At 66.6% G+C, this 26827-nt stretch carries 23 protein-coding genes and 6 tRNA genes; 16 read left to right on the forward strand and 13 right to left on the reverse strand.

Annotation, left to right across the window (positions count from 1 at the left end):
• Positions 1–92: 92 nt before the first annotated feature.
• Positions 93–1427, reverse strand: a complete 1335-nt coding sequence (locus ACH49N_RS02215) for a ribonuclease D (protein ID WP_358270337.1) — start codon at positions 1425–1427, stop codon at positions 93–95.
• Between the two features lie 49 nt (positions 1428–1476).
• Positions 1477–2871 (reverse strand): wax ester/triacylglycerol synthase family O-acyltransferase, encoded by a 1395-nt coding sequence (locus tag ACH49N_RS02220; RefSeq protein ID WP_358270336.1) that lies wholly within the window; start codon positions 2869–2871, stop codon positions 1477–1479.
• Positions 2872–3029: 158 nt separating this feature from the next.
• Between ACH49N_RS02220 and ACH49N_RS02225 the strand changes: the two genes are divergently transcribed.
• Positions 3030–4277 carry an alpha/beta hydrolase gene (locus ACH49N_RS02225; RefSeq protein WP_358270334.1) on the forward strand — a complete coding sequence of 416 codons (1248 nt, stop codon included), beginning with the start codon at positions 3030–3032 and terminating at the stop codon, positions 4275–4277.
• A 3-nt stretch (positions 4278–4280) separates the two neighbouring features.
• Here the strand turns inward: ACH49N_RS02225 and ACH49N_RS02230 are convergent, their stop codons facing one another.
• Positions 4281–4874 (reverse strand): DUF3000 domain-containing protein, encoded by a 594-nt coding sequence (locus tag ACH49N_RS02230; RefSeq protein WP_109330612.1) that lies wholly within the window; start codon positions 4872–4874, stop codon positions 4281–4283.
• Positions 4875–5035: 161 nt separating this feature from the next.
• Between ACH49N_RS02230 and hemE the strand changes: the two genes are divergently transcribed.
• The 4 genes from hemE to ACH49N_RS02250 are packed head-to-tail and all read left to right on the forward strand — an operon-like array spanning position 5036 to position 10525.
• A complete protein-coding gene (gene hemE, locus ACH49N_RS02235) occupies positions 5036–6103 on the forward strand; it encodes a uroporphyrinogen decarboxylase (protein ID WP_358270741.1) in 1068 nt (355 codons plus the stop codon).
• Positions 6100–7461, forward strand: a complete 1362-nt coding sequence (locus ACH49N_RS02240) for a protoporphyrinogen oxidase (protein ID WP_358270332.1) — start codon at positions 6100–6102, stop codon at positions 7459–7461. Before hemE ends, ACH49N_RS02240 begins: the two co-directional genes overlap by 4 nt.
• A 4-nt stretch (positions 7462–7465) precedes the next feature.
• Positions 7466–8161, forward strand: coding sequence for a hydrogen peroxide-dependent heme synthase (gene hemQ / locus ACH49N_RS02245; RefSeq protein ID WP_109330606.1), 696 nt, complete (start codon positions 7466–7468; stop codon positions 8159–8161).
• A gap of 15 nt (positions 8162–8176) precedes the next feature.
• The gene (locus tag ACH49N_RS02250) at positions 8177–10525 is read left to right on the forward strand and encodes a molybdopterin-dependent oxidoreductase (protein ID WP_358270329.1); all 2349 of its coding nucleotides are present in this window, start codon (positions 8177–8179) and stop codon (positions 10523–10525) included.
• Here ACH49N_RS02250 and msrB read toward each other — a convergent pair.
• The 4 genes from msrB to ACH49N_RS02270 are packed head-to-tail and all read right to left on the reverse strand — an operon-like array spanning position 10485 to position 14722.
• Positions 10485–10922: a peptide-methionine (R)-S-oxide reductase MsrB gene (gene msrB / locus ACH49N_RS02255; protein WP_109330604.1), complete on the reverse strand. Its 438-nt coding sequence runs from the start codon at positions 10920–10922 to the stop codon at positions 10485–10487. The two genes, ACH49N_RS02250 and msrB, sit on opposite strands and share 41 nt — an antisense overlap.
• A 54-nt stretch (positions 10923–10976) precedes the next feature.
• Positions 10977–12287, reverse strand: a complete 1311-nt coding sequence (locus ACH49N_RS02260; protein WP_358270327.1) for a glycosyltransferase family 87 protein — start codon at positions 12285–12287, stop codon at positions 10977–10979.
• Between the two features lie 57 nt (positions 12288–12344).
• Positions 12345–13910 carry an alpha/beta hydrolase gene (locus tag ACH49N_RS02265; RefSeq protein ID WP_358270325.1) on the reverse strand — a complete coding sequence of 522 codons (1566 nt, stop codon included), beginning with the start codon at positions 13908–13910 and terminating at the stop codon, positions 12345–12347.
• 23 nt (positions 13911–13933) lie between these two features.
• Positions 13934–14722, reverse strand: coding sequence for a pyrimidine reductase family protein (locus ACH49N_RS02270; protein ID WP_358270323.1), 789 nt, complete (start codon positions 14720–14722; stop codon positions 13934–13936).
• Between the two features lie 34 nt (positions 14723–14756).
• Between ACH49N_RS02270 and zapE the strand changes: the two genes are divergently transcribed.
• Complete coding sequence (gene zapE / locus ACH49N_RS02275) at positions 14757–15773, forward strand: cell division protein ZapE (RefSeq protein ID WP_109330598.1); 1017 nt, start codon at positions 14757–14759, stop codon at positions 15771–15773.
• Positions 15774–15783: 10 nt separating this feature from the next.
• Here the strand turns inward: zapE and ACH49N_RS02280 are convergent, their stop codons facing one another.
• Complete coding sequence (locus ACH49N_RS02280; protein ID WP_109330596.1) at positions 15784–16314, reverse strand: GNAT family N-acetyltransferase; 531 nt, start codon at positions 16312–16314, stop codon at positions 15784–15786.
• A 531-nt stretch (positions 16315–16845) separates the two neighbouring features.
• On the opposite strand from ACH49N_RS02280, the gene ACH49N_RS02285 reads away from it, so the two are divergent.
• Positions 16846–17334, forward strand: coding sequence for a 2-isopropylmalate synthase (locus ACH49N_RS02285; RefSeq protein WP_358270321.1), 489 nt, complete (start codon positions 16846–16848; stop codon positions 17332–17334).
• Positions 17335–17409: 75 nt separating this feature from the next.
• On the opposite strand, the gene ACH49N_RS02290 is transcribed toward ACH49N_RS02285, so the two are convergent.
• The 5 genes from ACH49N_RS02290 to ACH49N_RS02310 form a co-directional block, all read right to left on the reverse strand.
• Positions 17410–17484: transfer RNA gene (locus ACH49N_RS02290), tRNA-Val, on the reverse strand.
• Between the two features lie 15 nt (positions 17485–17499).
• Positions 17500–17575: transfer RNA gene (locus ACH49N_RS02295), tRNA-Gly, on the reverse strand.
• Positions 17576–17646: 71 nt separating this feature from the next.
• Positions 17647–17718 (reverse strand) — tRNA-Val (locus ACH49N_RS02300).
• Position 17719: 1 nt separating this feature from the next.
• Positions 17720–17790 (reverse strand) — tRNA-Cys (locus ACH49N_RS02305).
• A 24-nt stretch (positions 17791–17814) separates the two neighbouring features.
• A tRNA-Gly gene (locus tag ACH49N_RS02310) sits at positions 17815–17887 on the reverse strand.
• 231 nt (positions 17888–18118) lie between these two features.
• On the opposite strand from ACH49N_RS02310, the gene ACH49N_RS02315 reads away from it, so the two are divergent.
• The 9 genes from ACH49N_RS02315 (at position 18119) to ACH49N_RS02355 (ending at position 26737) form a co-directional block, all read left to right on the forward strand.
• Positions 18119–18190, forward strand: a tRNA-Val gene (locus ACH49N_RS02315).
• Between the two features lie 160 nt (positions 18191–18350).
• On the forward strand, positions 18351–19553 hold the full coding sequence (locus ACH49N_RS02320) for an RtcB family protein (RefSeq protein WP_358270319.1): 1203 nt from the start codon (positions 18351–18353) through the stop codon (positions 19551–19553).
• Positions 19554–19803: 250 nt separating this feature from the next.
• Positions 19804–20214 (forward strand): TIGR02611 family protein, encoded by a 411-nt coding sequence (locus ACH49N_RS02325; RefSeq protein ID WP_358270740.1) that lies wholly within the window; start codon positions 19804–19806, stop codon positions 20212–20214.
• Positions 20215–20308: 94 nt separating this feature from the next.
• Entirely contained in the window at positions 20309–22366 is a 2058-nt protein-coding gene (gene thrS, locus ACH49N_RS02330) for a threonine--tRNA ligase (protein WP_159926437.1), read from the forward strand.
• 5 nt (positions 22367–22371) lie between these two features.
• Entirely contained in the window at positions 22372–22947 is a 576-nt protein-coding gene (locus tag ACH49N_RS02335) for an HIT domain-containing protein (protein ID WP_109330588.1), read from the forward strand.
• A gap of 79 nt (positions 22948–23026) precedes the next feature.
• Positions 23027–23692, forward strand: coding sequence for a phosphatidylinositol phosphate synthase (gene pgsA, locus ACH49N_RS02340; protein WP_358270738.1), 666 nt, complete (start codon positions 23027–23029; stop codon positions 23690–23692).
• Positions 23689–24594 carry a phosphatidylinositol mannoside acyltransferase gene (locus ACH49N_RS02345; RefSeq protein ID WP_358270317.1) on the forward strand — a complete coding sequence of 302 codons (906 nt, stop codon included), beginning with the start codon at positions 23689–23691 and terminating at the stop codon, positions 24592–24594. The genes pgsA and ACH49N_RS02345 overlap by 4 nt, the downstream gene beginning before the upstream one ends.
• On the forward strand, positions 24591–25718 hold the full coding sequence (locus ACH49N_RS02350; RefSeq protein WP_159926441.1) for a glycosyltransferase family 4 protein: 1128 nt from the start codon (positions 24591–24593) through the stop codon (positions 25716–25718). The genes ACH49N_RS02345 and ACH49N_RS02350 overlap by 4 nt, the downstream gene beginning before the upstream one ends.
• Positions 25715–26737 carry an NUDIX domain-containing protein gene (locus ACH49N_RS02355; RefSeq protein ID WP_159926443.1) on the forward strand — a complete coding sequence of 341 codons (1023 nt, stop codon included), beginning with the start codon at positions 25715–25717 and terminating at the stop codon, positions 26735–26737. Before ACH49N_RS02350 ends, ACH49N_RS02355 begins: the two co-directional genes overlap by 4 nt.
• Positions 26738–26827: the final 90 nt, after the last annotated feature.

Consider the following 26827-nt stretch of genomic DNA (forward strand, 5'->3'; position numbering starts at 1 on the left):
CCTCGGGCACAGACTACCCCTATCGTTACTCGCGGGTAACTTAATGGGTACTTCATCAGGATTTTCCCAGTAGAACCGGGCGATCGTGCCGGTCAGGCGCTGGGCGGCTCATCGCCGGGGGTCGCCGACAGTGCCGCGCCGAGCACCGGCACCGTCAACTCCCGCTGCCACGGACGCGCGCCACCCGCTGCGAGGATGCGGTCGACGGCAGCCCCGACGTCCCCGTCCACGGGCGGCGTCCAGTCCCAGCACAGTCGGCGCACGAGATCCGGAGTCAGCAAATTCTCCACCGGAACCGACACCTCCTCACCGAGAGTGGCCAGTGCAGCACGAGCCGCCGTCAACCGGTCGGCAGCGGCCGGGTCGTGCCGCGCCCACCGACTCGGCGGAGGTGGCCCCGTGAAGGGCTGAGTCTTGGGAGGCAGCTCGGCGTCCGGCAACGCCCGCGCCTCCTCCAGCGCCGCCAACCAGATTCGCGTGTGCCGCCGCTGACGCGGACCGCCGAACACCGGAAGGGCGCGCAGAGTGTCGATGCTCCGCGGACTCTTCACCGACGCCTCGATGATCGCCGAGTCGGGCAGCACCCGGCTGGGGGAGACGTCACGAGTGCGGGCAAGGTCCTCCCTCGCCTGCCAGAGGGAGCGCGCCGCGGCGAGCTGGCGTTGCGTCTTCAACGACGTGATGTGCGAGGTTCGCCGCCAGCGGTCGGGCTTGGGCTTCGGCGGACCGGCCAGCCGAATGTGCTCGAACTCCTGCGCCGCCCACTCGGTCTTACCCTGCTTCTCGAGTTCCGCCGCCATGACCTCGCGCAACTCGATGAGAACCTCGACGTCGAGTGCGGCGTAATTCAGCCACGAGTTGGGAAGAGGCCGCTTCGACCAATCCGCGGCACCGTGCCCCTTTCTCAGCTCGAGGCCCAAGGTCCGCTCCACGATGGCGGCAAGTCCCACCCGCTCGAAGCCCGCGAGACGACCGGCGAGTTCGGTGTCGAACAAGGCCGCCGGTGCCAGCCCCAGCTCGGCCAGCCCCGGCAGATCCTGATCAGCGGAATGCAGAATCCACTCCAGCGGATTGATCGCCTCCGCGAGCGGTGCGAGGTCGGCCGCCGTCGGAATCGGATCGAGCAGCACCGTCCCCGCGCCTTCCCGGCGCAGCTGCACCAGATACGCCCGAGCCGAATACCGGAAACCGGAAGCACGTTCGGCGTCCACAGCCAAGGGCCCGGTGCCCTCACCCAAGGCGGCAGCCGCCTTCGCCACGCCCTCCGCTGTGGTCACGACCTGCGGTACCCCATCACGCGGGGCAAGAAGCGGCACTACCTGCCGGGCGGTCTGCTCGTCGGCAACAGGGGACGAGGTCTCGTCGGCAACAGTGGACGAGGTCTCGTCGTTGACAGGGGACGAGGTCTCGTCGGTGACTTCGGACATGAGACCTGACTCTACGTCGCCGCCCGGGTCCTGCAGCGATTCGGCGGTGTCAGGCACGGGTGGCCGCGGCCTTGGCGAGTTCGTCCAGAGCGTCGGGGAAGGCGTCGGCAAGGTCCCAGAGCTGTGGAGCGAGCTCCGGGCAGCTCATCAAGCCGATGTCGAGTTGCCCGTTCAGGGACATCACCGTCACATTGAGGCCGGCCCCGTGGAAGATCGGTCCCATCGGATACATCGCCTTGATCAGGGCGCCCAGGAAGTAGAGCGGATCTGTTGGTCCCGGCACGTTCGAGATCACCAGGTTGTGCACGACGGGATGGCGTTCGGCCAGTCCGAGTGTCGAGTACAGGCGCATGGCAGCTCCGAACACGGACTGCCCGATGAACTGGGACCAGTCCTGCAGAAGGGTCGCGCCCAACGTCTCGTTGTGCTCTTTCGACGTGGAGTTGTGTTCGGCGATGGCGAGCAGTCGTTCCACCGGATCCTCGATATCGCTGCCCAGTTCGGTGAACATCCCGCTCACCTGATTGGTGCCGGGCCGGTCCGACCTGCCGCGCACCGACACCGGCACGATGGCGACGAGCGACTTGTCGGGTAGTTCCCGACGCATATCGAGGTAGGTCCGCAGTGCCCCCGAGCAGAGGGCGAGGACCACATCGTTCACCTTGACCCCGAATGCGTTCTTCACCTGCTTGACGAGGTCGAAATCGAGCTGGGTGAAGGCAATGGTGCGGTGGCTGGTCAGCGTGCCGTTGAGCGAAGTTCGGGGCGCGGTGAACGGCGCGGGCATCGCGTCTCCACGCCGTGCACGGTCGATCCAGCGGGGGAGCAGGCCGACGCTCCGGGGAATGATCTGCAACAGCTTCACCGGCCGTGACGCGACGGACAGCAATCCACCGACGGCGATCTCGAGTGAGCTGGCCCCGCCGGCGCCCTGGGCGGAGTCTGCAGGATCGGGCCTCGGCGAGTCGGGTTCGAGGCCGCACAGCTGGGCGATCATGCTCGCGCCGGTAACTCCGTCGACTCCTGCGTGATGCATCTTGGACATGACCGCGACGGACCCGTCGTCCAGGCCCTCGATGACCCACATCTCCCACAGTGGCCGCGCGCGATCGAGGGGTTGCCCTGCGATGTTCCCGCACAGTTCGGCGAGCTCCTCCCGTCCGCCGGGGGCAGGAACGGCCACCCGATGACAGTGCCGGTCGATGTCGAAATCGGCGTCGTCCACCCAGACGGGGTGATCCAGATTGAAGCGCGAATCCTGCAGCTTCCGCCGGAACGACGGGATGGCTTCGGTCCGGATGCCGAGTTCCTCCTTCAGCCGGCCATAGGAGTAGCCGCCGGGGACCGTCGACGTATCCAGCACGATGAGCCCGCAGACGTGCAGGAGCTGCGTCGAGGTTTCGAGGTACAGGAAGGAGGCATCGAGCCCGCTGAGTCGCTGCATCTTCCAATAGTAGAACACGTTCTAGTAATCGGTCCATGTAAGGGAAAGAATGCGAGATGGGCGGCCTCCGGGCGCGATGGAGGTGCGCACTCATCTGTTCAGCTCGGTGCTCGATCGCGCCTGACGTCGATCGATAGAACATGTTCTACGATGTCGGGATGACTCGAGGCTTCGTTCTCCGGCACGGCGTGGGGGCCGCGCTCGCCGCCAACGCGCTGCGTCCCCTGCCCGGCGCACCGACGTCGGTGTTCGCCTTCTTCTCCGGATGGCTCACCACCGAATTGGCGCCGCACCTCCTCGCGGCGACTGCTGCGGACACGGCCGTCCACGTCGCGCGACACGGACTCCGTTCGCGCACCGACCGCATCGGGGTCGCACTCGCAATCGCCTCGATGAGCGGACTGGCCGCCGCGATCGCCACCGGCCGTGGAGCAGGTGAGGAAGCCGAAAGCGCGCTGGTCGAGGCGCTCGGCGAAAACTACACCGATCGCGACGACGCCATCGAACGTTCGGGACGGCCGGTATGGCGTCAACTGCTCAATCCGTTCCGGATGGCCAACGAAGACGTCACCCGCATCCGCAACCTCGCGTACGGCCCGGGCGGTCGTCGTGCGCAACTCGACATCTACCACCACAAGGACCGCCCTGCGAGCAGCCCCATCCTGCTGCAAATCCACGGCGGCGGGTGGGTCATCGGCAACAAGGACCAGCAGGGTCTGCCGCTGATGTTCGAGATGGCGTCGCGCGGATGGGTGTGCGTGGCGGTGAACTATCCGCTCTCGCCGCGGGCCAAGTGGCCCGAACACCTTGTCGCGATCAAGCAGGCGCTGGCCTGGATGAGGAAGAATATCGAGAACTACGGCGGCAACCCCGACTTCATTGCTGTCACGGGTGGGTCCGCGGGCGGTCACCTGGCTGCCATGGTGGGTCTTACCGCCAACGACCCACGGTTTCAGCCCGGTTTCGAGGACGCTGACACTTCCGTACACGCCTGCGTCCCGTATTACGGCGTCTATGACTTCGCCGGTGACTCCGGGATCAGGGCCGTCCTGCAGCGTGTCCATTCCGGACTGATGCCGTTGATCCTCGGCAGGCACGCCACGTTCCCCGACGACTACCGGGCCGCGTCACCGTTGGCACAGGTGCGGGCCGACGCGCCGCCGTTCTTCATCATCCACGGTGCGAGCGACTCCCTCGTGCCGGTCGCGGAGGCACGGTTCTTCGTCGACGAGTTACGCAAGGTGTCCCGCAATCCTGTCGCCTATGCCGAACTGCGGGGCGCCCAACATGCCTTCGACGTCTTTCCGTCGATTCGCAGCATCTCGGTGACCCAGGCGGTCGGGCGGTTCCTGGAATGGTCGCGGAGCGCCACCACCGACGTTCCGGCGGCTGAGGAACCGGCGTAGCGGCTAGTCGCCGTTCTGGGTCTTGAGCTGGGCGACACCGGCCGGCGGCAGGCCCGCGGCGTAAGCCAGCACCTCGCAGAACGCCTCGACGTGGGCGGCGAGTTCTACGGACGTCGCGGTCCACGACGCGCGGAGTTCCAATTGGTGTGCGTGTGGTGGTCCGGCGATGTCGCCGTAGCGGACGGACGTGGTGGCGGTGACCGTGCCACCGAGCGCAGTGAGTGGTTCCGAACGCGACTCGAGGGCATCGACGAGCCAGCTCCACGCGACCTCGGGAAGCAGCGGGTCCGCCGCGACAGCGGCATCGAGGTCGGCCTGAATGTAGGCGACCAGCCGCATCGTGCCGTTCCAGGCCTCGTCGCCCTCCGGGTCGTAGAGGAGGATCAGCCTGCCGAACGCGTCGCCCTCGCTCTGTTCGGCAACGACACCGGTGTCCTCGTGCACGACTTCCGCGCCGACGGCGTAGCTGAACGGCGCCAGTCGCTGAGGGGGCCGGATGGGGCCCAGCTCGATGTCCGCACGAACCTGCGCGGAGTTCATTGCATCGACGGCGGCGCGGAACTCGGCGGGTTCGGCGCGCGATCCCGAAGTCGTCACAGCTCGGGACGTTAGACCCGGACGTTCGCATCTCGTCGGAGGCGCGCCGAGCAGGGCCGATCGGCGACGGCGCGAGGACATGGCAGCATGAGAGCTGCCGAAATACGAGCCGGCAGAGAGCGTGAGGACCGATGAGCGGGTTGGAAAGCACGAATGCAGGCATGGCCGAGCGGGCCACGTTCACCTCGAGGAGGGTGCTTCCCGACGCACCCTTCCTCGCGGCCGCGAACGGTCGCACGCCGAGCCACCGTCCTGTCTGGTTCATGCGGCAGGCGGGGCGCTCGCTGCCCGAGTACCGCAAGATCAGGGCGGGCATCGGAATGCTCGAGTCGTGCTTCGACCCTGCGCTGGTCAGTGAGATCACCATGCAGCCGGTGCGCCGCCACGGTGTCGATGCCGCGATTCTCTTCTCCGACATCGTCGTGCCGCTCAAAGCGGCCGGTATCGACCTGGACATCGTGGCGGGAACGGGGCCCGTGGTGGCCAGCCCGGTTCGATCGATCGGGGACGTGGCAGCGCTGCCACGGCTCGTCCCCGAGGAGGTAGGCGCGGTGGCCGAGGCAGTCCGGCTGCTCACGGTCGAACTCGGCTCGACCCCGTTGATCGGCTTCGCGGGTGCCCCCTTCACCCTCGCGTCGTATCTGGTCGAGGGCGGCCCCAGCCGCAACCACGAGCGCACCAAGGCGCTCATGCACTCCGACCCGAAGACGTGGCACGCACTACTGAGCACCCTGGCCGACACCACGATCACGTTCCTGCAGGCCCAGTTGCGCGCCGGGGTGGACGCGGTCCAGCTGTTCGACTCGTGGGCGGGCGCACTGTCCCTGGCGGAGTACCGCGAGTTCGTCCTGCCCCACTCGGAACGAGTGTTCGCCGAAATTCAGAGCGCCGGAGTTCCGCGAATCCACTTCGGTGTGGGTACCGGCGAACTGCTCGGCGCGATGGGGGAAGCGGGTGCCGACGTGGTAGGCGTCGACTGGCGGATTCCCCTGGACGTCGCGGCCCGTCGCGTCGGCCCGGGTAAGGCGCTGCAGGGCAACCTCGACCCTTCGGTGCTGTTCGCCGGACCGGCGGCCGTCGAGAAGCAGGTCCGCCGGATCGTGGCCGAGGCCGATGCCGCGATGGCATCCGGGACGACCGGTCACATCTTCAACCTCGGTCACGGCGTTCTGCCCGACACCGACCCGGGAGTCCTCACCGCCGTCGTCGAGTTGGTGCACTCGCTGTGACGGTGTCGTCGCCGAATGTGCTCGTGGTCGGCGGCGGCATCTCCGGCCTGGTCGCGGCGTACCGCCTGCGTCAGCAATTGGGCGACGGAGCGCGCATCACCCTCGCGGAGGGTGCCGGGCGACTCGGCGGCAAGCTGCGCACGGACCTACTGGCGGGGGAGCCCCTCGATCTGGGGGCGGAGGCCTTCATCGCACGACGCCCTGAGGTGCCTGCGCTACTGACCGAATTGGGCCTGACCGAGCAACTTGTGCATCCGGCGGGCCTGCGTCCGCTCATCTGGTCCCTGGATTCGCTGCACCCGTTGCCGCAGAACACGCTCATGGGCATCCCCGCCCGGCGCGAAGATCTCGCCGGACTGGTCGACGATAGGACGCTCGCCCGGATCGAGGAGGAGTCGGAGCTGCCCCTGCGCTGGGTTCCCGGCTCCGACGTCGCGGTGGGTTCGCTGGTGGGCGAGCGGTTCGGGGAGCAGGTCGTGCGGCGCTCGGTCGATCCGCTGCTCGGCGGCGTGTATTCGGGTCTTGCGGACACGATCGGAGTGCGGGCCGCCCTACCCACCCTTGCCGCCGCCCTCGATCGCGGAGCGGCAAGCCTGTCTGCCGCCGTGGCGGAGGCGCTTCCTGCGCCCTCCGCCGGGCCGGTCTTCGGGGCATTGCGCGACGGCTACGGCGTTCTCCTCGACGCGCTCGCGGCCGCCGCACGCGCGCACGTCGTCCACGAACAGATCCGGACCATCACCCGCGAGTCCGACGGCTGGTCGGCCGATCCGGTCGGCCTCGTGGACGGCATCGTCCTCGCCGTACCCGCACCGCAACTGGCGGACCTGCTCGCCGAGATCGCGCCTGGTGCGTCTGCGGCCGCCGGGCGCATTCCCCTCGCCTCCTCTGCTGTTGTGGCGTTGGCTCTTCCCGCCGCGGCGGACCTACCGCAGAACTCGGGAATCCTCGTCGCAACCGACGCGTCGCTCGCGGCCAAGGCCTTCACGCTGTCGAGCCGGAAATGGCCCCATCTCGCCGGTCGGGACGTGGCAGTGGTCCGCGCGTCGTTCGGCAGGTTCGGTGACGCCGGCATCGTCGATGCGCCCGACGCGGATCTCGTCGCGGCGGCGCGACGCGACCTCGGTACGGTCACCGGAGTAACGGACGAACCGGTGGCGGCACGGGTCCAGCGGTGGTACGGCGGATTGCCGCAGTACGGCCCCGGACACCTCGACCGGGTGGCCGAGATCGAGCGCAACGTCGCAGGTCTGGACGGTGTCGAGGTGTCCGGCGCGTTACTCAACGGGGTGGGTGTTCCCGCCTGTGTCGCCTCTGCGACGACGGCGGCTACACGCCTCGCCGAGCGAGTGGCACGATAGACCCATGGCACGCCTCGACTTCGACGCATTGAACTCTGAAATCCGCTACCTGATGTTCTCCGTGTTCCAGGTGGAACCCGGTGTTCTCGGGGACGACCGGGAAGCTGTGATCAAGGAGGCTCGGATCTTCTTCGAGGCTCAGGCGGAGAAGGGGGTCGTCGTCCGCGGACTCTACGACGTGGCCGGTCTTCGCGCCGATGCGGACTTCATGATCTGGACCCATTCGCCGAGCATCGAGGCGCTGCAGGCCACGTACTCCGACTTCCGGCGCACCACCGCGCTCGGGCGGGCGAGCGCACCCGTGTGGAGCAATGTGGCCTGCCACCGCCCTGCGGAGTTCAACAAGAGCCACATCCCCGCCTTCCTCGCGGGGGAGGACCCGGGCAATTACATCTGCGTGTACCCGTTCGTGCGGTCCTACGAGTGGTACCTCCTGCCGGACGAGGAGCGCCGCAAGATGCTCGCCGACCACGGCATGGCCGCCCGCGCCTACAAGGACGTCCGCGCCAACACCGTGCCCTCGTTCGCGTTGGGGGACTACGAGTGGATCCTCGCGTTCGAGGCGCCCGAGCTGTACCGCATCGTCGATCTCATGCGCGATCTCCGGGCCACCGAGGCACGCCTGCACGTCCGGGAGGAAGTACCGTTCTTCACCGGTCCCCGGGTGGATGTGGAGAAGCTCGTCACGGCTCTTCCGTGATTTACCGCACCATCCATGAGTGACGTCGACGAGGCGGACCGCGGGGTCCGCTACCAGCACATGTCCCATTGGGGGATGTTCGAGGCCGAGGTGTCGGACGGCGAGGTCGTCGCGGTTCACCCGTATTCGGGTGACTCGGACCCGTCGCCGGCGCTGGGCAACATCGCCGGTTCGGTCCGCAACAAGGCCCGCATCACCGGCCCCGCCGTGCGGCGCGGCTGGCTCGAGAACGGACCCGGCTCCAGCAGTGCCCGAGGCTCGGACGAGTTCGTGTCCGTCGATTGGGAAGAGCTGACGGAGCGCCTCTCGGGCGAACTGCGCCGAGTGATCGACACGTACGGCAACAGCGCGATCTTCGGCGGCTCCTACGGATGGGCCAGCGCCGGGCGGTTCCACCACGCGCAGAGTCAGGTGCACCGGTTCCTCAACTCGCTCGGTGGCTACACACGGTCCGTCCACAGTTACTCACTCGGTGCGACGGGCGTGATCATGCCCCGCGTCGTCGGTACGCACTGGAAGTTGTTCGCGCGGTCGACGTCCTGGAAGGTCATCGCCGAGCACACCGAACTTCTGGTGTGCTTCGGCGGTGTCCCGCTGAAGAACACCGGAGTGAACCACGGCGGCACGAGCGACCACCCGACACGAGGCGCGCTGGACGCGCTCCGGCGTCGCGGTGGCTGCATCGTGTCCTTCAGTCCGCTGCGTGACGACCTCCACGGTGCCGCGGAACGGCACGCACCCGTCCCCGGCACCGATGTCGCCATCATGCTCGCCCTGGCCTACGTTCTGGCGACGGAAGGCCTGCACGACACGGCGTTCCTGGCAAGCCATTGCGTCGGTTACGACCGTTTCGAGGAGTACCTGCTCGGACGTTCCGACGGAGTGCCCAAATCGCCGGCGTGGGCGGAGCAGATTTCGGGAATCGCCGAGGACGAACTGGTGGTACTGGCGCGACGGATGGCGGCGGGCCGGACCATGGTGACCGTCACGTGGTCGTTGCAGCGCGTGCGGCACGGGGAGCAGGCGCCGTGGATGGGCGTCACTCTTGCCGCGATGCTCGGACAGGTCGGTCTGCCCGGCGGGGGCTTCGGCCATGGCTACGGTTCGATGAACGAGCCGGGCCTCGCACCCGTGCCATACCCCCTGCCCACCCTGCCGCAGGGACTCAACCCGGTCCCGGACTTCATCCCGGTGGCGGCGGTCTCGGACATGCTCCTGAATCCGGGAGCACCCTTCGACTACGACGGTCAGCGGCTGACCTATCCGGATATCCGGATGCTGTACTGGGCTGGGGGCAACCCGTTTCACCACCATCAGGATCTCGGCCGGCTCAGGCGGGCCCTGGCACGCCCCGAGACGATCGTGGTCCACGAGCCGTACTGGACCCCGATGGCACGGCACGCCGACATCGTGGTGCCGTCCACCACGTCGCTCGAGCGGGACGACATCAGCTGCACCCGCAACGACCCGCTGCTCGTCGCCATGCACGCCTCAGTGCACCCGTACGCCGATGCCCAGGACGATTACGACACCTTCAGCGCGCTCGCCCGCAGGCTGGGTGCCGGCGAGAAGTTCACCGAGGGACGCTCGTCGCAGCAATGGCTCGAGCACCTCTACGAACAATGGCGCGGATTCGTCCGGGCGGACGGCGGCCCGGCGCCGAGCTTCGACGACTTCTGGACAGACGGGCAGGTGCGGATGCGCACCGAAGACGACCTCGTGCTGTTCGGCGATTTCCGTGCCGACCCGGCCACGCACCCGCTCGCGACACCCAGCGGTCGCATCGAGATCTTCTCGGCAGACATCGACAGCTTCGGTTACGCGGACTGCGCCGGCCATCCACGCTGGTACGAGCCGGAGGAATGGCTCGGTGGCGATCGAGCACAGCAGTATCCGCTGCACCTGATCGCCAATCAACCGCGGAGTCGGCTGCACAGCCAACTTGATCACGGCGCGACCAGCCGGGAATCGAAGATCAAGGGCCGCGAACCGCTCCGGATTCACCCCGACGATGCCGCGGCTCGCGGCGTCGTCGCCGGTGACGTCGTCCGGGTCTACAACGATCGCGGCTCCTGCCTCGCCGGTGTCGTGGTGGACGACGGTGTCCGGCGAGGCGTGGTGCAGTTGTCGACGGGTGCCTGGTACGACCCGCTCGACCCCACCGACCCGGAGTCGCTGTGCGTGCACGGCAACCCGAACGTGTTGACCGCGGACGTGGGCAGTTCTTCACTGTCCCGCGGCTGCACGGGCCAGCACGTGCTGGTGCAGATCGAACGCTATCTGGACGAGCTGCCGCCGATTCGCGCCTTCGACCCGCCGACGATCACTTCTCGGTCGGCTCGAGGACCAGCGAAATGGAGTTGATGCAGTAACGCTGATCGGTCGGGGTGGGGTAGCCCTCGCCTTCGAAGACGTGACCGAGATGGCTGTGGCACGTCTTGCAGATGACCTCGACGCGGCGCATACCCAGCGATGTGTCCTCGCGGAGAATGACGGCATCGGAATCGGCGGGGTCGAAGAACGACGGCCACCCGCAATGGGATTCGAATTTCTCGGTACTGCGGAACAACTCGGCGCCGCATGCGCGGCAGTGGTACACACCCTCGGTCGTCGTGTCGGTGTATTCACCCACGTAGGGACGTTCGGTTCCGGCCTGCCGCAGTACCGCGTATTCCTCGGGCGTCAGCTTCTCCCGCCATTCACTGTCGGAGAGGACGACCTTCGGTGCGGACTGGGTGGGATCCTTCTGCTGCGAACTCATGGCTCCACGCTAATACGTTTCGCGTTCGCGGGTCCGGAGCGCGCGGCGAGACGGCTACGACTTGGCGACAGCCGACTCCGGTTCCGGTTCCGGTTCCGGTTCGAGCTCGGGTTCCGTCGACGGGGTCTTCGGGCGAGGTTCGAGGAGGAACGCCGGATCGATGCCCTGGTCCAGCCGACCCTCACGCTTCGCGGTGAGGTAGCGGACTGCGAGCACCCCGAAGATGACGATCAACAGCAGACTCCACCCGAGGGTGGTCTTCATGTATTCGGCGGTGCGGCCTGCCTCGACGAACCGTCCCGACAACCAACTGTCGTAACTGAGGAACCCGTACACCGCCAGCCACGCGGGCCAATTTCGCATCACCGAGTTCTTCAGTACCACCGACATGACGAGCGGGAACAGCATCATCGAGTAGTACATCTGGCCCAGCGAACCGAGCAGCCAGGACGCGGTCAGCAGGACTCCGGACGTGGTCACCACGAAGAACAGTTCGTCGTGCCGGTAGTAGCGGTACAGCAGCCACAGGGACCCCGCCACGAGTGCGGCGAAAATTCCACGGAGCGTGAAAATCATCCACGTCGGGAGACCGTAGTACCTGCCGTTGCCTACGATCGCGCTGTTGAAGTAGTCGCGCGACTCCATCAGGTACGGAACGGTGTGGTGAACGAAGTCCATCGGATCCGCCGACAGCGGCCACGCCACGGCGGTGAGGACGAGGGGGATGCCGAGGGCGGTGACGAACACTTTCCACTGCCCGCGGACGAGAGGAAGTAAGAGAAGTGGCGCCAGGATCGGTTTCACCGCGAACGTCAGGCCGATGGCGACGCCGGACCACATGTCCCGTCGCTTCATGAGCAGCACCAGGAACGCGATCTCCCCGAGCAGCACCAGACCGTTGATGTTGGTGAAGACCAGCGTGTTCGTGACGGTTTCCGACGAAAACGTCGCGAAGAGGAGGATCGGGGCGGCGATCGAGTTCAGGCCGAGGCCGAACAACCGCAACAGCAGGTACAACGCGATGACGATGGCGATCGTGTTGGCCAGGATGAAGAGCCACCGCGACTTCTCGGGATCGATGATCGCGATCGGTGCCATCAGCAGCGTTCCGGACGGCGGATACAGGTAGTGCGGGTCCACCCAGTCGAAGTTGGCGGTGTAGACGGGGCGGCGGTTGAGGAACGCCAGGGCGGCGTTGTAGACCGGCCGGAAGTCGTCGGTGATGTAGCCGTTGACCGCCTTGACAACCACTCGATGCAGCACGGTCATGACGGCGATTGGCCACAACGCGAAGTTGATGACCTCGTGAGGAGTCCGCCCGGTGCGCGGTTCGAGATGTCGAAGGAACACCACGGCACGGTACACCGGCTAGCCGTGACGTGCGGTCACGCACCCCCTGCGGGTGTCGGGCCCGGTCACCGTCTAGGCGGGGCAGGCGCTGCCGTCGGGTGGCAGTGTTCCGTCGGCGAGATACGAGACGATGGCCTTCTGCGCGCAGTCCGAGTGGGTGGCCGGGTGACCCCGGCCGTGCCACGTCAGGGTGGCGGTGGTGGCGCCCGCGCTGCCCACTGCTCCGGTGACGGTGCCGACGCCGGCGTTACCGACGACGGGGTCGGCCGCGCCGCTGAGTACGAGCACGGGCATCGAGAGGTCACCGGGGAGCGCGGGCGGTGCAGTCGCAGGCCAGGACGTGCACAGCAGGAGGCCCACGGCCGCATCGGGGCCGAACAACGGGAACTGCTCACCCCACACGCGCTGGAGTTGGCGCACGCGGTCCGGGGCAGGCCACTGCTGCCCGTCCGTGCACCGGGTGATGAACTGGCCGTCGGACTCGTAGGCCGCCTCCGCCTGCGCTGCGAGGGCCAGCAGCGGCGCGGTGTTGCCGGCGGTGGCGGCCGACACGGCGTCGGACAACATGCGTACCCGGCCCTGCTGGTCACCTCCGGCCGTGCCCAGCACCCCCGAAATCGCTGTGAGCAGCGCATTCGACGACACCCCGGGGATCCGACCGGCCGCGGCCGCGGCAACGGCTGCGGTGACCGCAGCCCGCGGGTCGGGGCCGAGGGAACAGTTCAATGCGGTGCACTGCCGGGCGAAGGCGTCGAACGCCGCTTCCTGTCCGGCCACCTGCTGCTCGGTGACTGTCGCGGCGTCCACGGTGGTCACCGCGGGGGAGTCGAGGACGAGCCGGCCGACCCGTCCCGGGTATTCGGCGGCATAGCTCAATGCAACGGCGCTCCCGTTTCCGGTGGCCAGTATCCCGAGGGAGTCGACCTCCCACGTGCGACGCAGCGTTTCGATGTCATCTGCGGCGTGGGTGCTGTCGAAGGCGAGGTCTTGCGGTTGCAGATAATCAGTGCAGGCGATGGTGGCATCTCGCCCGAGAGCGGCCACCTTGTCGACCTGGTCGCCGGCACCCGGATCGAATTGTCCCAGGTCGGCCAGCCTGCGCCGAAGGTCGGAGGTCGGCGGCGAAAGGCATTCGATCTTCTGTGACGACGCGATTCCGCGGCGATCGACGGCGACAACCGGACGCGTCGAGAGCAGAGTCGCCAACCCTCCCGTGCTCAGCGCGGCGAGCGTCGACGTCGACGACCGGTCCGACCCGGACGTCAGGACGAGGGGGGCAGCGTTTGCCGGGGTGTCCGCGAGTCGCGCCCGCATCGCGCCCATTGTGAACGATCCGGGAAGGACTCCGCTCTCGTCGACGGCCGATTCGTACGACGCGCACTCGAAGATCAGACCCGAAGGCGCCACCACTCCGGGGCCCAGCGTTTCGAGGGTGCCCTGGGTGCAGTCCGTCCACGTGAGGTCCGTCTTCGGAACCTGCAACTGGGGCGGGGGAGCGTCGGCGTTCTGGGATTCTGTCGGGGTGGGTTCGCTGCCGCCACCCTCGCGTTCGACGGCGACGTGCGGTCGGTTCGACGGTCCGGCTCCACACGCACTGCACACCACGAGAACCAGTGCGAGCAACCCCAATCTGCGCATGCCGGACAGCCTGCCAGGTTCCTTCACGGGCGGGGAAGCCGCACCCAGCGTGTCAGAACCGTGCCGTCGGTGTCGGCGAGGACGTGCGCAGGTGTCATCGAGACCGTGGCGACGTGGGGGGAGGTGGCGATGCGCCCGGCGGTTCCGCCCACCAGGACGGGTGCCGTGGTGAGGCAGAGTTCGTCGACGAGGTCGTCGGCCACGAGCTGTCCGAACAGGCTCGGCCCGCCCTCACAGAGAATTCTGCGCAGTCCCAGTCCCTCCACTGCGGCGATCACCTCAGGACCTGTGATCTCCGAACCGCCGGTGCGAACGACGTGAGCACCGGCCTCGGCGAGGGCAGCCACCCGAACCGGATCGGCGGCAGCGCAGGTGATCACGATGGGCGCGACCTCGGTGTCGGTGAACAGTCGGGCGTCGGCGTCGAGGTGTGCCCGTGCCGAGACGACCGCAATCGGCGGGACGGCGGACAATCCCGATGCGATACGGCGTTGCCTGCCGTCTGCGTCGATTCGCACGCCACCGTAGTTTTCGGCGCGGACGGTTCCTGCTCCCACCAGGACGACGTCGGCCGCCTCCCGAAGGGTGTCGAACACCTTCTTGTCGGCGGGCGTTCCCAGCGTTCCGCTCACACCGTCGACAGAGACGGCTCCGTCGATGCTGCACACGAAATTCGCCCGCACCCACGGTCGCGGCATCTCCACCGGGTACGCATACAGCTCACGCAAGGCGTCCCCGGTCACTTCACCGGTATCCGTGCCCGGCTGCCCGGAGTCCGATGTGAGGTAGGTCGCAATATGTACACGCTGCATGTTAGTGATCACAACACGTGGATACCCTGCTTGTATGCATGCACGTCTTGTCGATCGCAGCCCCGTGGTGCCGGCTGATCAGTTGGTAGCTCAAATGGTGCCCCCGGCCATGTTCGACGAGGTGAGCTTCGCGTCGTACATCCCCGACCCCGCCGAGCCCAGCCAGGCCGTGGCTGTGCAGAAGGCCGAGGAGTTCTCGAAGAAGGTCGGCAAGATCCGCAGCGGCGGCCGACGTGGCCTCTTCGGGAAGAAGACGCCGTCCACCGGTGCCGGTCTCTACCTCGACGGTGGGTTCGGCGTCGGCAAGACCCACTTGCTCGCGTCGATTTACCACAGCGTCCCGTCGCCGAAGGCATTCGGCACCTTCGTCGAGCTGACCCACGTGGTCGGCGCGCTGGGGTTCAACAAGGCGGTCGAGCAGCTTTCCGACCACAGTGTCCTGTGCATCGACGAGTTCGAACTCGACGATCCGGGTGACACCATGCTCGTGTCCCGGTTGCTGTCCGAGCTGTCCGCGCGTGGTGTGTCCATCGTCGCGACGTCGAACACCCTTCCCGGCCAGCTCGGTGAGGGGCGCTTCGCAGCGCAGGACTTCCTGCGGGAGATCAAGAAACTGGGCTCGATCTTCGAGACCATCCGGGTGGATGGCCCCGACTACCGGCACCGCGACCTGCCGCCGGCGCCCGACCCGATCTCCTCGGAGGAGCTCCTCGAGCGTGCCGACGCCATCCCCGGTGCCACACTCGACGACTTCGATGCGCTGTGTGCCCACCTGAGCACCCTGCACCCGTCGCGATACAACAAGCTGGTCGAGGGCATCCCGGCAGTGTTCCTGGACGGTGTCCATCCGGCCGACGACCAGTCGGTGGCTCTGCGGCTCGTGGTTCTCGCGGACCGCCTGTACGACGCCAGCATCCCGGTCACGGTGGCGGGCGCGAAGCTCGACTCAATCTTCACGCCCGAGATGCTCGCCGGCGGGTACCGCAAGAAGTATCTCCGCGCCACCTCACGGCTCCTCGCGTTGTCGCGCTTCGAGGTAGCCGCGAACTGAGCCGGCAGGCTCAGAGGGCCCGCTGCATCACGAAATCGTGGTGTAGCTGTGACCCCACCAGGAAGGTCTTCGTCCCGACGGTCTCGAAGCCGTGCTTCTCGTAGAAACGCTGGGCGCGCAGGTTCTCCTGATTGACTCCGAGCCACAGTCCCGCGCAATCCCCGGCGACGGCGCGCTCGACGATGGCGTTCATCAGCGCGGACGCGACTCCGGTGCCGTGGTTGCCCGGCAGCACATACAGCTTGCTGATCTCGGTGACCGGACGCAGTGACACGCTCCGGGCCACCTCGGGATCTGCAGGTTCGCCGTCGATCAACATTGCATAGCCGACGATGGCGCCTTCGTGGGTCACCTTGAGCACGGTTCGGCGCGGGTCGGTGAGGTACTCGGAAAATCGTTCGGCCGACAGCACATCATCGATGAAGGTGGCGATGTCGTCCTGGGTGGCGCCAGGTGGGCAGGCGAGCGGAAACGTCGCCGCCGCTACGTCGGCGATCGCCTCGGAGTCCCATATCCCCGCGGAATTTATTTCGACCGTCACCGTTCAGTCACCGCGTCTTTCCTGTTCTTCACCATTATGTGCGTACTGTCCCGCAGCTGCGTCCTCACCGCAATCTGCCACGCCCTGTGCGGCGTGTGAAACCGACCGTATGCGATGCTTCGTTGTCGACTGCGCAGAGTCCGGCGCAAGGAGGAATGGCAGCCCGAGTCGGTGAGCGGGACTTTGTTCGACGGAGGAGACCCGGAACAAGACTGAGCCCCAGCCTTGGATGGGGGGTCATGGCTGGGGCTCATTGCCATCGGGGGGGTGGATGGCACGTTCGACGATACATGAGGATTTCCTCACGTTCCAGGCCCGTGGATAACGATTTCGTCACCGGGAAGATATGCAGCCGAACTCCTCGATGAGGTGGCAGGTTGTCCTTCGGGACGGTCCTCGCCTAAAGTGTCTTCCCATGCAGCGCATTCTCGTAGTTCTCCGCCGTAGCGGGGTCTGATACGGACCGACCCCTCGCTGCGGGTCGTTGAGCTACGCGTTGGTCCTCCCTTCACTTTCAGGAAGACCACGAGAATGAGCACCTCCACTTCGTTTGCCACAACTTGTCACACGTCGAGCAGCGCCGCCGATCCCTTCGCGACGCGTCACGGAAAGCCGCTCCCCCGCGAATTCGCGGACGAGGCGGCCGGGATGAGCTGGACCGCGTTCGAGAGCCTGTATGCGCCGATGTCCGGCCCGTTCCGCCTCGGTCGATGGTCCGAGAAGAAAGCCGCCCCAGGCCAGTGGGTCTTCGAGGCCACCTTGGGTATCGGAGAATCGATCTGCACGATGAGCGCACTCGCGCCGGGCCCGGTGTCCGCGATGACGTCGATGCTCTACGACGCCGGATGTTCGATCGAGATCCTCGCCTTCCACCAGCATCGAATCGGGCACCGCACGGCAACGTTCCTGAGGTGCGAGGCGCGGGGAGTGCGATTGTGGACGATGGGAATCGGTGAATCCGACACCGAGTCGGCGCTGCGCGCGATGATTTCCGGCGCAAACAGGGTGCACTCGGCGTGACAGACCGCGGTTCGGCCCCGGTCGTATGACCGGGGCCGAACCGCTGGGAACGTCTTTTCGGATGGACCGAAGAGATGGTGCGCGATACTGGGATTGAACCAGTGACCTCTTCCGTGTCAGGGAAGCGCTCTCCCGCTGAGCTAATCGCGCGAGATCGAGAAGAAATGGAGCGGACGACGGGATTCGAACCCGCGACCCCAACCTTGGCAAGGTTGTGCGCTACCAGCTGCGCCACGTCCGCATGCGTGAAAACCCCCGAGTCCGGGGGAGTTCACTGTCGTGCAAGTACTACAGTCCTACGATCTATCTCGGTGCGCGATACTGGGATTGAACCAGTGACCTCTTCCGTGTCAGGGAAGCGCTCTCCCGCTGAGCTAATCGCGCGAGGTGGAGACGGGAATCGAACCCGTGTGCACGGCTTTGCAGGCCGTTGCCTCACCACTCGGCCACTCCACCGTGAAGGTTGAGTCCAACCTCTCGAGCGGACGACGGGATTCGAACCCGCGACCCCAACCTTGGCAAGGTTGTGCGCTACCAGCTGCGCCACGTCCGCATGCACCGTGTAACTCGCGGAGAATGTTCTCCGTGGTGCGGTTGAGAACATTAGCCGACCATGCCTGTTAGTTACAAATCTGCAGGTCATGAGTGCTGCCGGGCTTCGGGACGCATACAGAAAGCGGTGGTGTGTGCGGGTGACCGCGAATCACCACGGCGTGATTTTCGTTCGGCCGGTCCGTCGTGTTAATGTTCCAACTCGTTCGAGCGCGAGCATGTGGCGTGCCTCGGTCCCGTGGCTCAGTGGAAGAGCGTCCCGTTCACACCGGGGAGGTCGCTGGTTCGATCCCAGCCGGGACCACCGAGAACACGAAGAGGGCGTTTCCGGGAATTCGGAGACGCCCTCTTCTGTGTGCCCTCACGTGCCGATATTCGGTTGTCCGGGTACACGGAAACGGCGAACAATGACAGGGCAGGCCGAACCGCACCCGCGGTGGCCGCTGTCGAAGGATCGAAGTCGAATGTTTCCCGTCACCCTCGAAGGCACTGCCGCGCCGACCTTGATGTGGGCGGAAGAACGGACCATAGAGCCGGCCGCACTTGCCCAGCTCCGCACCATGGCAGACCTGCCGTGGGTCCATGGTGTCCGCGTCATGCCCGACGTCCATGTCGGTAAGGGCGCGACGGTCGGCTCCGTCATCGCGATGCGTCAGGCTGTCGCACCTGCCGCCGTGGGGGTCGACATCGGCTGCGGCATGACAGCGGTCAGGACCGATGTCACCGCTGACGACCTACCGGACAGTCTGCGGTCGCTGCGCGCGCGCATCGAGCGTGCGGTTCCGGTGGGGTTCGCCATGCACGAGAAGTCACTCGACCCCGGTGCCCTCTCGGTGTCCGGCGCCGGCGTCGACAAGGGATGGACGCGTTTCTGGCAGGAGTTCCGCGATCTGCACCCGGGCGTCCAGTCTCGTGAATCGAAGGCGATGAAGCAGATCGGAACGCTCGGCGGCGGGAATCACTTCATCGAGGTGTGTCTGTCCGACGCAGACGAGGTGTGGCTCATGCTTCACTCCGGATCCCGCAACATCGGGAAGGAACTGGCCGAGCGACACATCGCCGTGGCGCGGACGTTGCAGCACAACCAGAGGCTGGTCGATCGTGATCTGGCGGTCTTCCTCGCAGGTACACCCGAGATGGACGCCTACCGCCACGACCTGTCGTGGGCCCAGGAGTACGCGGCCCGCAACCGCGCCGTCATGCTCGCCCTGATCATGCAGGCATTCCGGGACGCTCTGCCGACTCGGCCCGTCCGTTTCGACGATCCGATCTCGTGTCACCACAACTATGTGTCCGAGGAGGTCGTCGACGGGGAGACGATGCTCGTGACCCGCAAGGGTGCTATTCGCGCAGGGAAGGGAGATCTCGGTCTCATTCCCGGTTCCATGGGTACCGGTTCGTACGTGGTGCGCGGACTGGGGTCGGAACTGTCCTTCAACTCCGCGTCGCACGGCGCCGGTCGGACCATGAGCCGTACGAAGGCGAAGAAGCGTTTCACGGTCGACGACTTGAGGCGTCAGACGTCCGGCGTCGAGTCGCGTAAGGATGCAGGGGTGATCGACGAGATCCCGGCCGCGTACAAGGACATCGAGCAGGTGATCGATGCGCAGGCCGATTTGGTCGAGGTTGTGGCACACCTGCGGCAGGTCGTGTGTGTGAAGGGCTAGACCGGACCTGACGGCGCGACCGTGCGGCGGGCACTGGGTAGGGTGGACGATGGCAGTTTCACTCGCGCCTCCGTGCCTGCTTCGTCACGGATTGCCGTTCACACTGGGTCGACACACGAGGGGCAGGTAGATCGTGAGCACCGGGGAAGTCCGGCCGGACGAGGCCGACCGTGCCGACAAGGCCGACACGGAGGGGTCCGACCCAATTGACACCGAGGGTCCCGACCCTGTCGACACGGAGGATTCCGACCTGTCGCCGTTCCAGGAGGCGGAGAGCCGCTGGAAGCGGTGGCGCGCTCGGATCGCCGCCAAGCCGAGTCTGAACCTCGGTTACCGCATCGCCGTCGGCGTGATCGGCGCCTTGGTGCTGGTCGCCGGCGTGCTGGCAATTCCGTATCCCGGTCCTGGATGGCTGATCGTTTTTGCCGGACTCGGCATCCTGGCGTCCGAGTTCGAGTGGGCTCATCGACTGCTTCGTTTCGCGCGGACGAAGTACGACGCGTTCATGGACTGGTTCTCCCGGCAGTCGCTGCTCGTCAAGGGTGCCGGCGCGGTACTGACGGGTTTGATCGTGCTGGCCACCCTGTGGTTACTGGGAACGTTCGGTCTGGTCGGGACGTGGGTCGGCCTCGACTACCCGTGGCTGGAGAGCCCCCTCTAGCGGACGCATGGTTGGGTAGCACAGCTGGGCCGATAGCATGGGCTGGCACATTCTTCATGTCTGCACCGCATACCTCACCTAGGAGAACATCGCTGTGACCACGCCCGCATCCGTCGCCCCCGCCGCCCTTGTCCGGGTGCCCGCAGGGACTACGGCCGGAACCGCGGTTCGGGAAGCCGGTTACCCGAGCAAGGGTCCGGACGTCGTCGTCGTGGTCCGTGACGCCGAGGGTCAGCTGAAGGACCTGTCGTGGGTGCCGGACGTGGACACCGACGTCGAGCCGGTGGCCGCGAATACCGAGGACGGGCGCAGCGTCATCCGCCACTCCGCGGCGCACGTCCTCGCGCAAGCCGTGCAGCAGGAGTTCCCCGAGGCCAAGCTCGGCATCGGTCCGCCCATCAAGGACGGCTTCTACTACGACTTCTCGGTCGATCGTCCCTTCACTCCGGAGGATCTCGCGAACCTCGAGAAGCGGATGAAGAAGATCATCAAGGCCTCGCAGCGGTTTTCTCGTCGTGTCGTCGACTCTCTCGACGAGGCTCGCGCGGAGTTGGCGAAGGAACCGTTCAAGCTCGAACTGATCGACGACAAGTCGGGCATCGACGACCCGGAGGTCATGGAAGTCGGCGGCAACGAGCTGACCATCTACGACAACCTGGATCCGCGCACGGGGGAGAAGATCTGGGGCGACCTCTGCCGTGGCCCGCACATCCCCACCACCAAGCACATTCCCGCGTTCAAGCTCACCCGCAGTTCCGCCGCCTACTGGCGAGGTAACCAGGACAACGCCGATCTCCAGAGGATCTACGGCACCGCCTGGGAATCGGCCGAGGCCCAGGAACAGCACCTCGAGCTGCTCGCCGAAGCGGAACGGCGCGATCACCGGAAGTTGGGCGCCGAACTCGATCTCTTCAGTTTCCCCGACGAGCTCGGCTCGGGCCTGCCCGTGTTCCACCCCAAGGGCGGCATCATCCGCACCGAGATGGAGGATTACTCGCGCAAGCGGCACGTCGATGAGGGCTACGAGTTCGTCAACACTCCGCACATCACGAAGGGGCACCTCTACGAGGTGTCGGGTCACCTCGACTGGTACCGGGACGGCATGTTCCCGGCCATGCACATCGACGAGGAATTGAACGAGGACGGCACCGTGCGCAAGCCGGGCCAGGACTACTACCTCAAGCCGATGAACTGCCCGATGCACAATCTGATCTTCCGGTCCCGCGGACGGTCGTACCGGGAATTGCCGTTGCGGCTCTTCGAGTTCGGCTCCGTGTACCGGTACGAGAAGTCGGGTGTCGTACACGGGTTGACCCGCGTGCGCGGCATGACACAGGACGACGCGCACATCTACTGCACCCGCGAGCAGATGCGCGACGAGTTGGCCACCACCCTGCAGTTCGTTCTCGGGCTCCTGAAGGACTACGGGCTCGACGACTTCTACCTGGAACTGTCCACCAAGAACCCGGACAAGTTCGTCGGTGACGACGCGGTGTGGGAAGAGGCCACGCAGACACTGGCCGAGGTCGCCGAGGCGTCGGGGCTGAACCTCGTGCCCGACCCCGGGGGTGCCGCTTTCTACGGTCCCAAGATTTCGGTGCAGGTGCAGGACGCCCTGGGCCGAACCTGGCAGATGTCGACCATTCAACTCGACTTCAACCTGCCCGAGCGCTTCGACCTCGAGTACACGGCGAACGACGGCACGAAGAAGCGGCCGGTGATGATCCACCGCGCGTTGTTCGGGTCCATCGAGCGATTCTTCGGTGTGCTGACCGAGCACTACGCAGGTGCGTTCCCGGCCTGGCTTGCTCCCGTTCAGGTGGTGGGCATCCCGGTGGCCGAAGCGTTCGCCGATCATCTTTTCGACGTGGTGAAGCAGTTGAAGGCGGCGGGGATCCGCGCGGAGGTCGACGCGAGCGACGACCGGATGCAGAAGAAGATCTTCAACAACACCGCGCAGAAGGTGCCGTTCATGCTCCTCGCGGGTGCCCGCGACGTCGAGGCGGGTGCCGTGAGCTTCCGCTTCCGCGACGGCACTCAGGTGAACGGTGTGGCCGTCGACGATGCCGTTCGGATCGTCACCGAATGGGTCGCGCGTCGTGAGAACGCGTCCCCGACCGCGGAGCTGCTCCAACCCGGTGGGAGAGGGTGAACCACATGGCAGGAGGGGATGATGTGACCGCCGACGGGATGCGAGACAGTCCCGGTAGTCTCGTCGATCGTGGTCCCGGTCAGCCGGACCATCTGCAGCGGATCTGGTCGCCGCACCGCATGTCGTACATCGCGGAGGCGCCGAAGTCTCCGGACACTCCGAACGAACCGTTCACCGACATCCCGAAAATGAACGACGAGGACGGGCTGATCGTCGCGCGCGGCGAGCACGTCTACGCGGTGCTCAACCTGTATCCGTATAACCCTGGTCACCTGATGGTCGTGCCCTACCGCAAGGTCGCCGCGCTCGAGGACCTCACGGAGGAAGAAAGCGCCGAGCTGATGTCCTTCACTCAGCAGGCGCTGCGCGTCATCAAGCGGGTGTCGCGGCCGGACGGTTTCAATGTGGGTCTGAACCTGGGGGCCGCCGCCGGCGGCTCCCTCGCTGAACATCTCCATCAGCATGTGGTTCCCCGGTGGGGTGGGGACGCCAACTTCATCACGGTCCTCGCCGGCGTCAAGGTCATGCCACAGTTGTTGCGCGAGACCCGCGGTCTGCTGGCGAAGGCTTGGAATGAATGACTCGATAGATGAATGACGCGGGGGTCGCACACTCCTCCGTGCAGGGTCGGTGGCAGAACGTGATGAACGGGGTGGGCAGGTGCTGAGCTTTTTCGGACGGGCACCGGTGTCCGAGGTGACCGCGCCGTTGGGGAGGGCTCTGGTCAAGACCGGGCTGACCCCCGATTCGGTCACAGTGATAGGGACCGTCGCGACCGTGGCTGGGGCGGTCGTGCTGTTTCCCAGCGGACATCTGTTCTGGGGTGCGGTTGTCATCACCGTGTTCGTCCTGTTCGACATGCTGGACGGCGCGATGGCCCGGGCCCGTGGTGGGGGAACCCGATTCGGCGCCGTCCTCGACGCCACCTGTGACCGGGTGGCGGACGGTGCGATCTTCGCCGGTCTCGCCTGGTGGGCCGTGTACCACGAGGCGAGCAAGCCGCTCGTGATCGCGACTCTGGTGTGCCTGGTCACCTCACAGGTGATCTCCTACGCCAAGGCCCGCGCCGAGGCGAGCGGGTTGTCCGCGGACGGCGGACTCATCGAACGACCCGATCGATTGGTCATCGTCCTCATCGGGGCCGGTGTCACCGGGCTCGGCGTGCCGTGGGCGATCCACATCGCCATGTGGCTCCTCGCTGCGGGCAGCGTGCTCACGGTGTTCCAGCGGGTTCTGGCGGTGCGGGGGTCGGCCGGCGCACGGGACGTCCTCCCGCTGCCGGCACCCGGCACGACGCCCGAAGACGGACAGGCGACGGCGCAGTGAGCCTCGGTGAACGGGTCGCCGACCTCGGCTACGCGGCCGGCTGGCGGCTGGTCCGCGCCCTGCCCGAGCGAGTCGCTGTCACCCTGTTCGACACGGGTGCCGACTTCGCCGCACGCAAAGGCGGCGGTCCTGAACAGTTGCGCCGCAACCTTGCTCGCGTGCTGCGAGTGACTCCGGACGAGGTTCCGGAGTCGCTGGTGCGTGCGTCGCTGCGGTCCTATGCGCGGTACTGGCGGGAGGCGTTCCGCCTGCCGGGCATGGATTTGGAGAAGACCGGGGCGGCTCTCGACGCCCTCATCGAAGGACAGGAGCATCTGGACGCCGCGAAAGCCGCGGGCCGCGGAGCGGTACTCGCATTGCCGCACAGCGGTAACTGGGACATGGCCGGGGTGTGGTGCGTGCAGCACTGGGGCGCGCTGTCCACCGTGGCCGAGCGGTTGAAGCCGGAGTCGCTGTATCAGCGTTTCGTCGACTACCGCGAAGGGCTGGGATTCGAGATCTTCCCGCTCAGCGGGGGAGAGCATCCTCCGTTCGTCGAACTGTCGGCGCGCCTGCGCGACAACGGAATCGTGTGCCTCCTCGGTGAACGCGATCTCGCGAAGAAGGGCGTTCCCGTCACATTTTTCGGGGAACCGACGCGGATGCCCGCAGGTCCGGCGAAGCTGGCGGTCGACACCGGTGCTCCGCTCCTGCCCGTGCACTGCTGGTTCACCGAGGACGGGTGGGGTTTCCGGATCGATCCCCCGATCGATACGTCAGTCGGGGTGGCGGCGGCCACCCAGGCGCTGGCGGAACGGTTCGAGGCGAACATCGCCCAGCACCCGGAGGACTGGCACATGCTGCAGCCGCTCTGGCTGTCCGACCTGTCGCAGGCGAGACTCACGCGTATGGAGAGCCCGTGAAGATCGGCATGGTCTGTCCGTACTCGTTCGACGTTCCGGGCGGGGTACAAGCCCACGTCGTAGATCTCGCCGAGGTGTTGATCGAACGCGGGCACAAGGTCAGCGTCCTGGCCCCCGCTTCGGACGACATCGAATTGCCCGACTTCGTCGTGTCGGCCGGCCGGGCGCTGGCCATTCCGTACAACGGATCGGTGGCCCGGTTGAGTTTCGGACCTGCCGCGAGCGCGCGGGTGCGGCGCTGGATTTCCGACAACGACTTCGATGTCCTGCACATCCACGAACCCAATGCGCCCAGCCTGTCGATGCTCGCGATGCGGGTGGCCGAGGGACCGATCGTGGCGACCTTTCACACGTCGACGACGAAATCATTGGTGCTCAGCACCTTTCAGGGAGTCCTCCAGCCCTACCTGGAGAGGATCAGCGGACGGATCGCGGTGTCGGAACTGGCGCGCCGATGGCAGGTGGAATCGCTCGGGTCGGACGCCGTCGAAATCCCCAACGGTGTCGACGTGGGGGCCTTCGCGAACGCCGAACCGTTGCCGGGCTACCCCCGCCCGGGCCGGACCATTGTGTTCCTCGGGCGATACGACGAGCCGCGCAAGGGCATGTCGGTGCTGTTGCGCGCGCTTCCCGCGCTGGTCGACAAGTACCCGGAGCTGCAGGTGCTGGTGGTCGGCCGGGGAGACGAGGACCGCCTACGTCGTGAGGCGGGCCCGCTGTTCGGACACCTGTGCCTCCTCGGCCAGGTCGGCGACGCCGAGAAGGCGTCGGCTCTGCGTAGTGCCGACGTGTACTGCGCCCCGAATCTGGGCGGGGAGAGTTTCGGGATCGTGCTGGTGGAAGCGATGGCGGCCGGCGCCGCGGTGGTGGCGAGTGAACTCGACGCGTTCCGCCGCGTCCTCCGCGACGGGCAGGCGGGTGTGCTCGTGCCGGTGGGTGATTCCGCGGCGCTCGCCGAGGGTATCGATTCCGTGCTCGGCGACCCGGCGCGCAGTGCCGCACTGACCGAGGTCGGGAGGACGGTCGTCACCGAATACGACTGGCCGGTGGTAGCCGAACAGATTCTGCGGGTGTACGAGACGGTAACCGTCGGGCGCGACGGCGTCCACGAGGTCGGATCGTGACCTTCTCCGCGCTGACCATCTTCGTTCTGGCCCTCGTGGCAGTGGTCGTTCTGGTGATCGGGTTGTGGGCCTACGGAACGGCCAACCGCCTCGACCGTTTGCACGTGCGTTCCGATCTGTCCTGGCAGGCCCTCGACTCCGCGCTGGCCCGTCGGGCGGTGGTCGTGCGGGCTGCGGCTGCGGCGATGGACCCACCCGAGGCAAGGAGGCTCACTGCCCTGGCCGCCCGCGCCGAGCGGTCGGAGCGCACCGAACGCGAAAGCGCGGAAAACGCGTTGTCCAGCGCGCTCTCGCTGCTCGATCCCGAAGATCTCAGACCTCAGCTCGTCGCGGAACTCGCGGACGCGGAGGCGAGGGTCCTGATCGCGCGCCGTTTCCACAACGACGCCGTGCGGGACACCCTGGCACTACGTACCCGCAGACCCGTTCGGTGGTTACACCTGGGCGGCACCGCACCGCTACCCACCTATTTCGAGATCACGGAACGGGCGTCGGCTGCGGCGGTCACCGACGGTTTGTCGCTCGACTCCGTCCGCACGTCCGCGCGGGTGGTGCTGCTCGACGAGCGGGGCCGTGTGCTGTTGCTGAGGGGCCACGATCCGGAGATTCCCGACACCTACTACTGGTTCACGATCGGCGGCGCGGTCGAAAAGGGGGAGAACCTGCGTGCTGCGGCGGTCCGGGAAATCGCCGAGGAGACCGGGTACACCGCTTCCGCGGAGTCGCTTCGCGGCCCGATGTGGCGCCGGGTGGCGATCTTCTCCTGGGGCGGTGAGCTGATTCGCTCCGAGGAACTGTTCTTCGCGCTGCAGACGGAGGGTTTCGAACCTCACCATGGCGGGTTCACAGAACTCGAGGAGCGCACCATCACCGGACACCGGTGGTGTACTGCCGACTGTGTCCGGGAACTGACGGCTGCCGGTGAAGCTGTCTATCCACGCGATCTTGCCGATCTGCTCGAGGAGGCCGCAGCCGTCGCAGCCGCCGCCGACAACCCCGAAGTGCGCGCCATCACGTAAGTCGCGGGGCGGACTCGACGAGGCCAGCAATCCGAGACTGGCTACAGAGCATCGCGGGCCGTCGTCCTAGAATCGAACAAAGCAGCGTGA

This window comes from Rhodococcus sp. NPDC019647 (genome assembly GCF_044389235.1).
Taxonomy (GTDB): Bacteria; Actinomycetota; Actinomycetes; order Mycobacteriales; family Mycobacteriaceae; genus Rhodococcus_F; species Rhodococcus_F oxybenzonivorans.

Bases quoted from the DNA above. Each gene is read 5' to 3' on its own strand.
- hemQ (WP_109330606.1), top strand. From the start codon at position 7,466: ATGGCACGCCTCGACTTCGACGCATTGAACTCTGAAATCCGCTACCTG.
- ACH49N_RS02250 (WP_358270329.1), top strand. From the start codon at position 8,177: ATGAGTGACGTCGACGAGGCGGACCGCGGGGTCCGCTACCAGCACATG.
- ACH49N_RS02335 (WP_109330588.1), top strand. From the start codon at position 22,372: ATGGCAGGAGGGGATGATGTGACCGCCGACGGGATGCGAGACAGTCCC.
- ACH49N_RS02220 (WP_358270336.1), bottom strand. From the start codon at position 2,871: ATGCAGCGACTCAGCGGGCTCGATGCCTCCTTCCTGTACCTCGAAACC.
- ACH49N_RS02215 (WP_358270337.1), bottom strand. From the start codon at position 1,427: ATGTCCGAAGTCACCGACGAGACCTCGTCCCCTGTCAACGACGAGACC.
- hemE (WP_358270741.1), top strand. From the start codon at position 5,036: ATGGCCGAGCGGGCCACGTTCACCTCGAGGAGGGTGCTTCCCGACGCA.
- ACH49N_RS02270 (WP_358270323.1), bottom strand. From the start codon at position 14,722: ATGCAGCGTGTACATATTGCGACCTACCTCACATCGGACTCCGGGCAG.
- ACH49N_RS02265 (WP_358270325.1), bottom strand. From the start codon at position 13,910: ATGCGCAGATTGGGGTTGCTCGCACTGGTTCTCGTGGTGTGCAGTGCG.
- zapE (WP_109330598.1), top strand. From the start codon at position 14,757: ATGCATGCACGTCTTGTCGATCGCAGCCCCGTGGTGCCGGCTGATCAG.
- ACH49N_RS02320 (WP_358270319.1), top strand. From the start codon at position 18,351: ATGTTTCCCGTCACCCTCGAAGGCACTGCCGCGCCGACCTTGATGTGG.
- ACH49N_RS02285 (WP_358270321.1), top strand. From the start codon at position 16,846: ATGAGCACCTCCACTTCGTTTGCCACAACTTGTCACACGTCGAGCAGC.
- ACH49N_RS02225 (WP_358270334.1), top strand. From the start codon at position 3,030: ATGACTCGAGGCTTCGTTCTCCGGCACGGCGTGGGGGCCGCGCTCGCC.
- msrB (WP_109330604.1), bottom strand. From the start codon at position 10,922: ATGAGTTCGCAGCAGAAGGATCCCACCCAGTCCGCACCGAAGGTCGTC.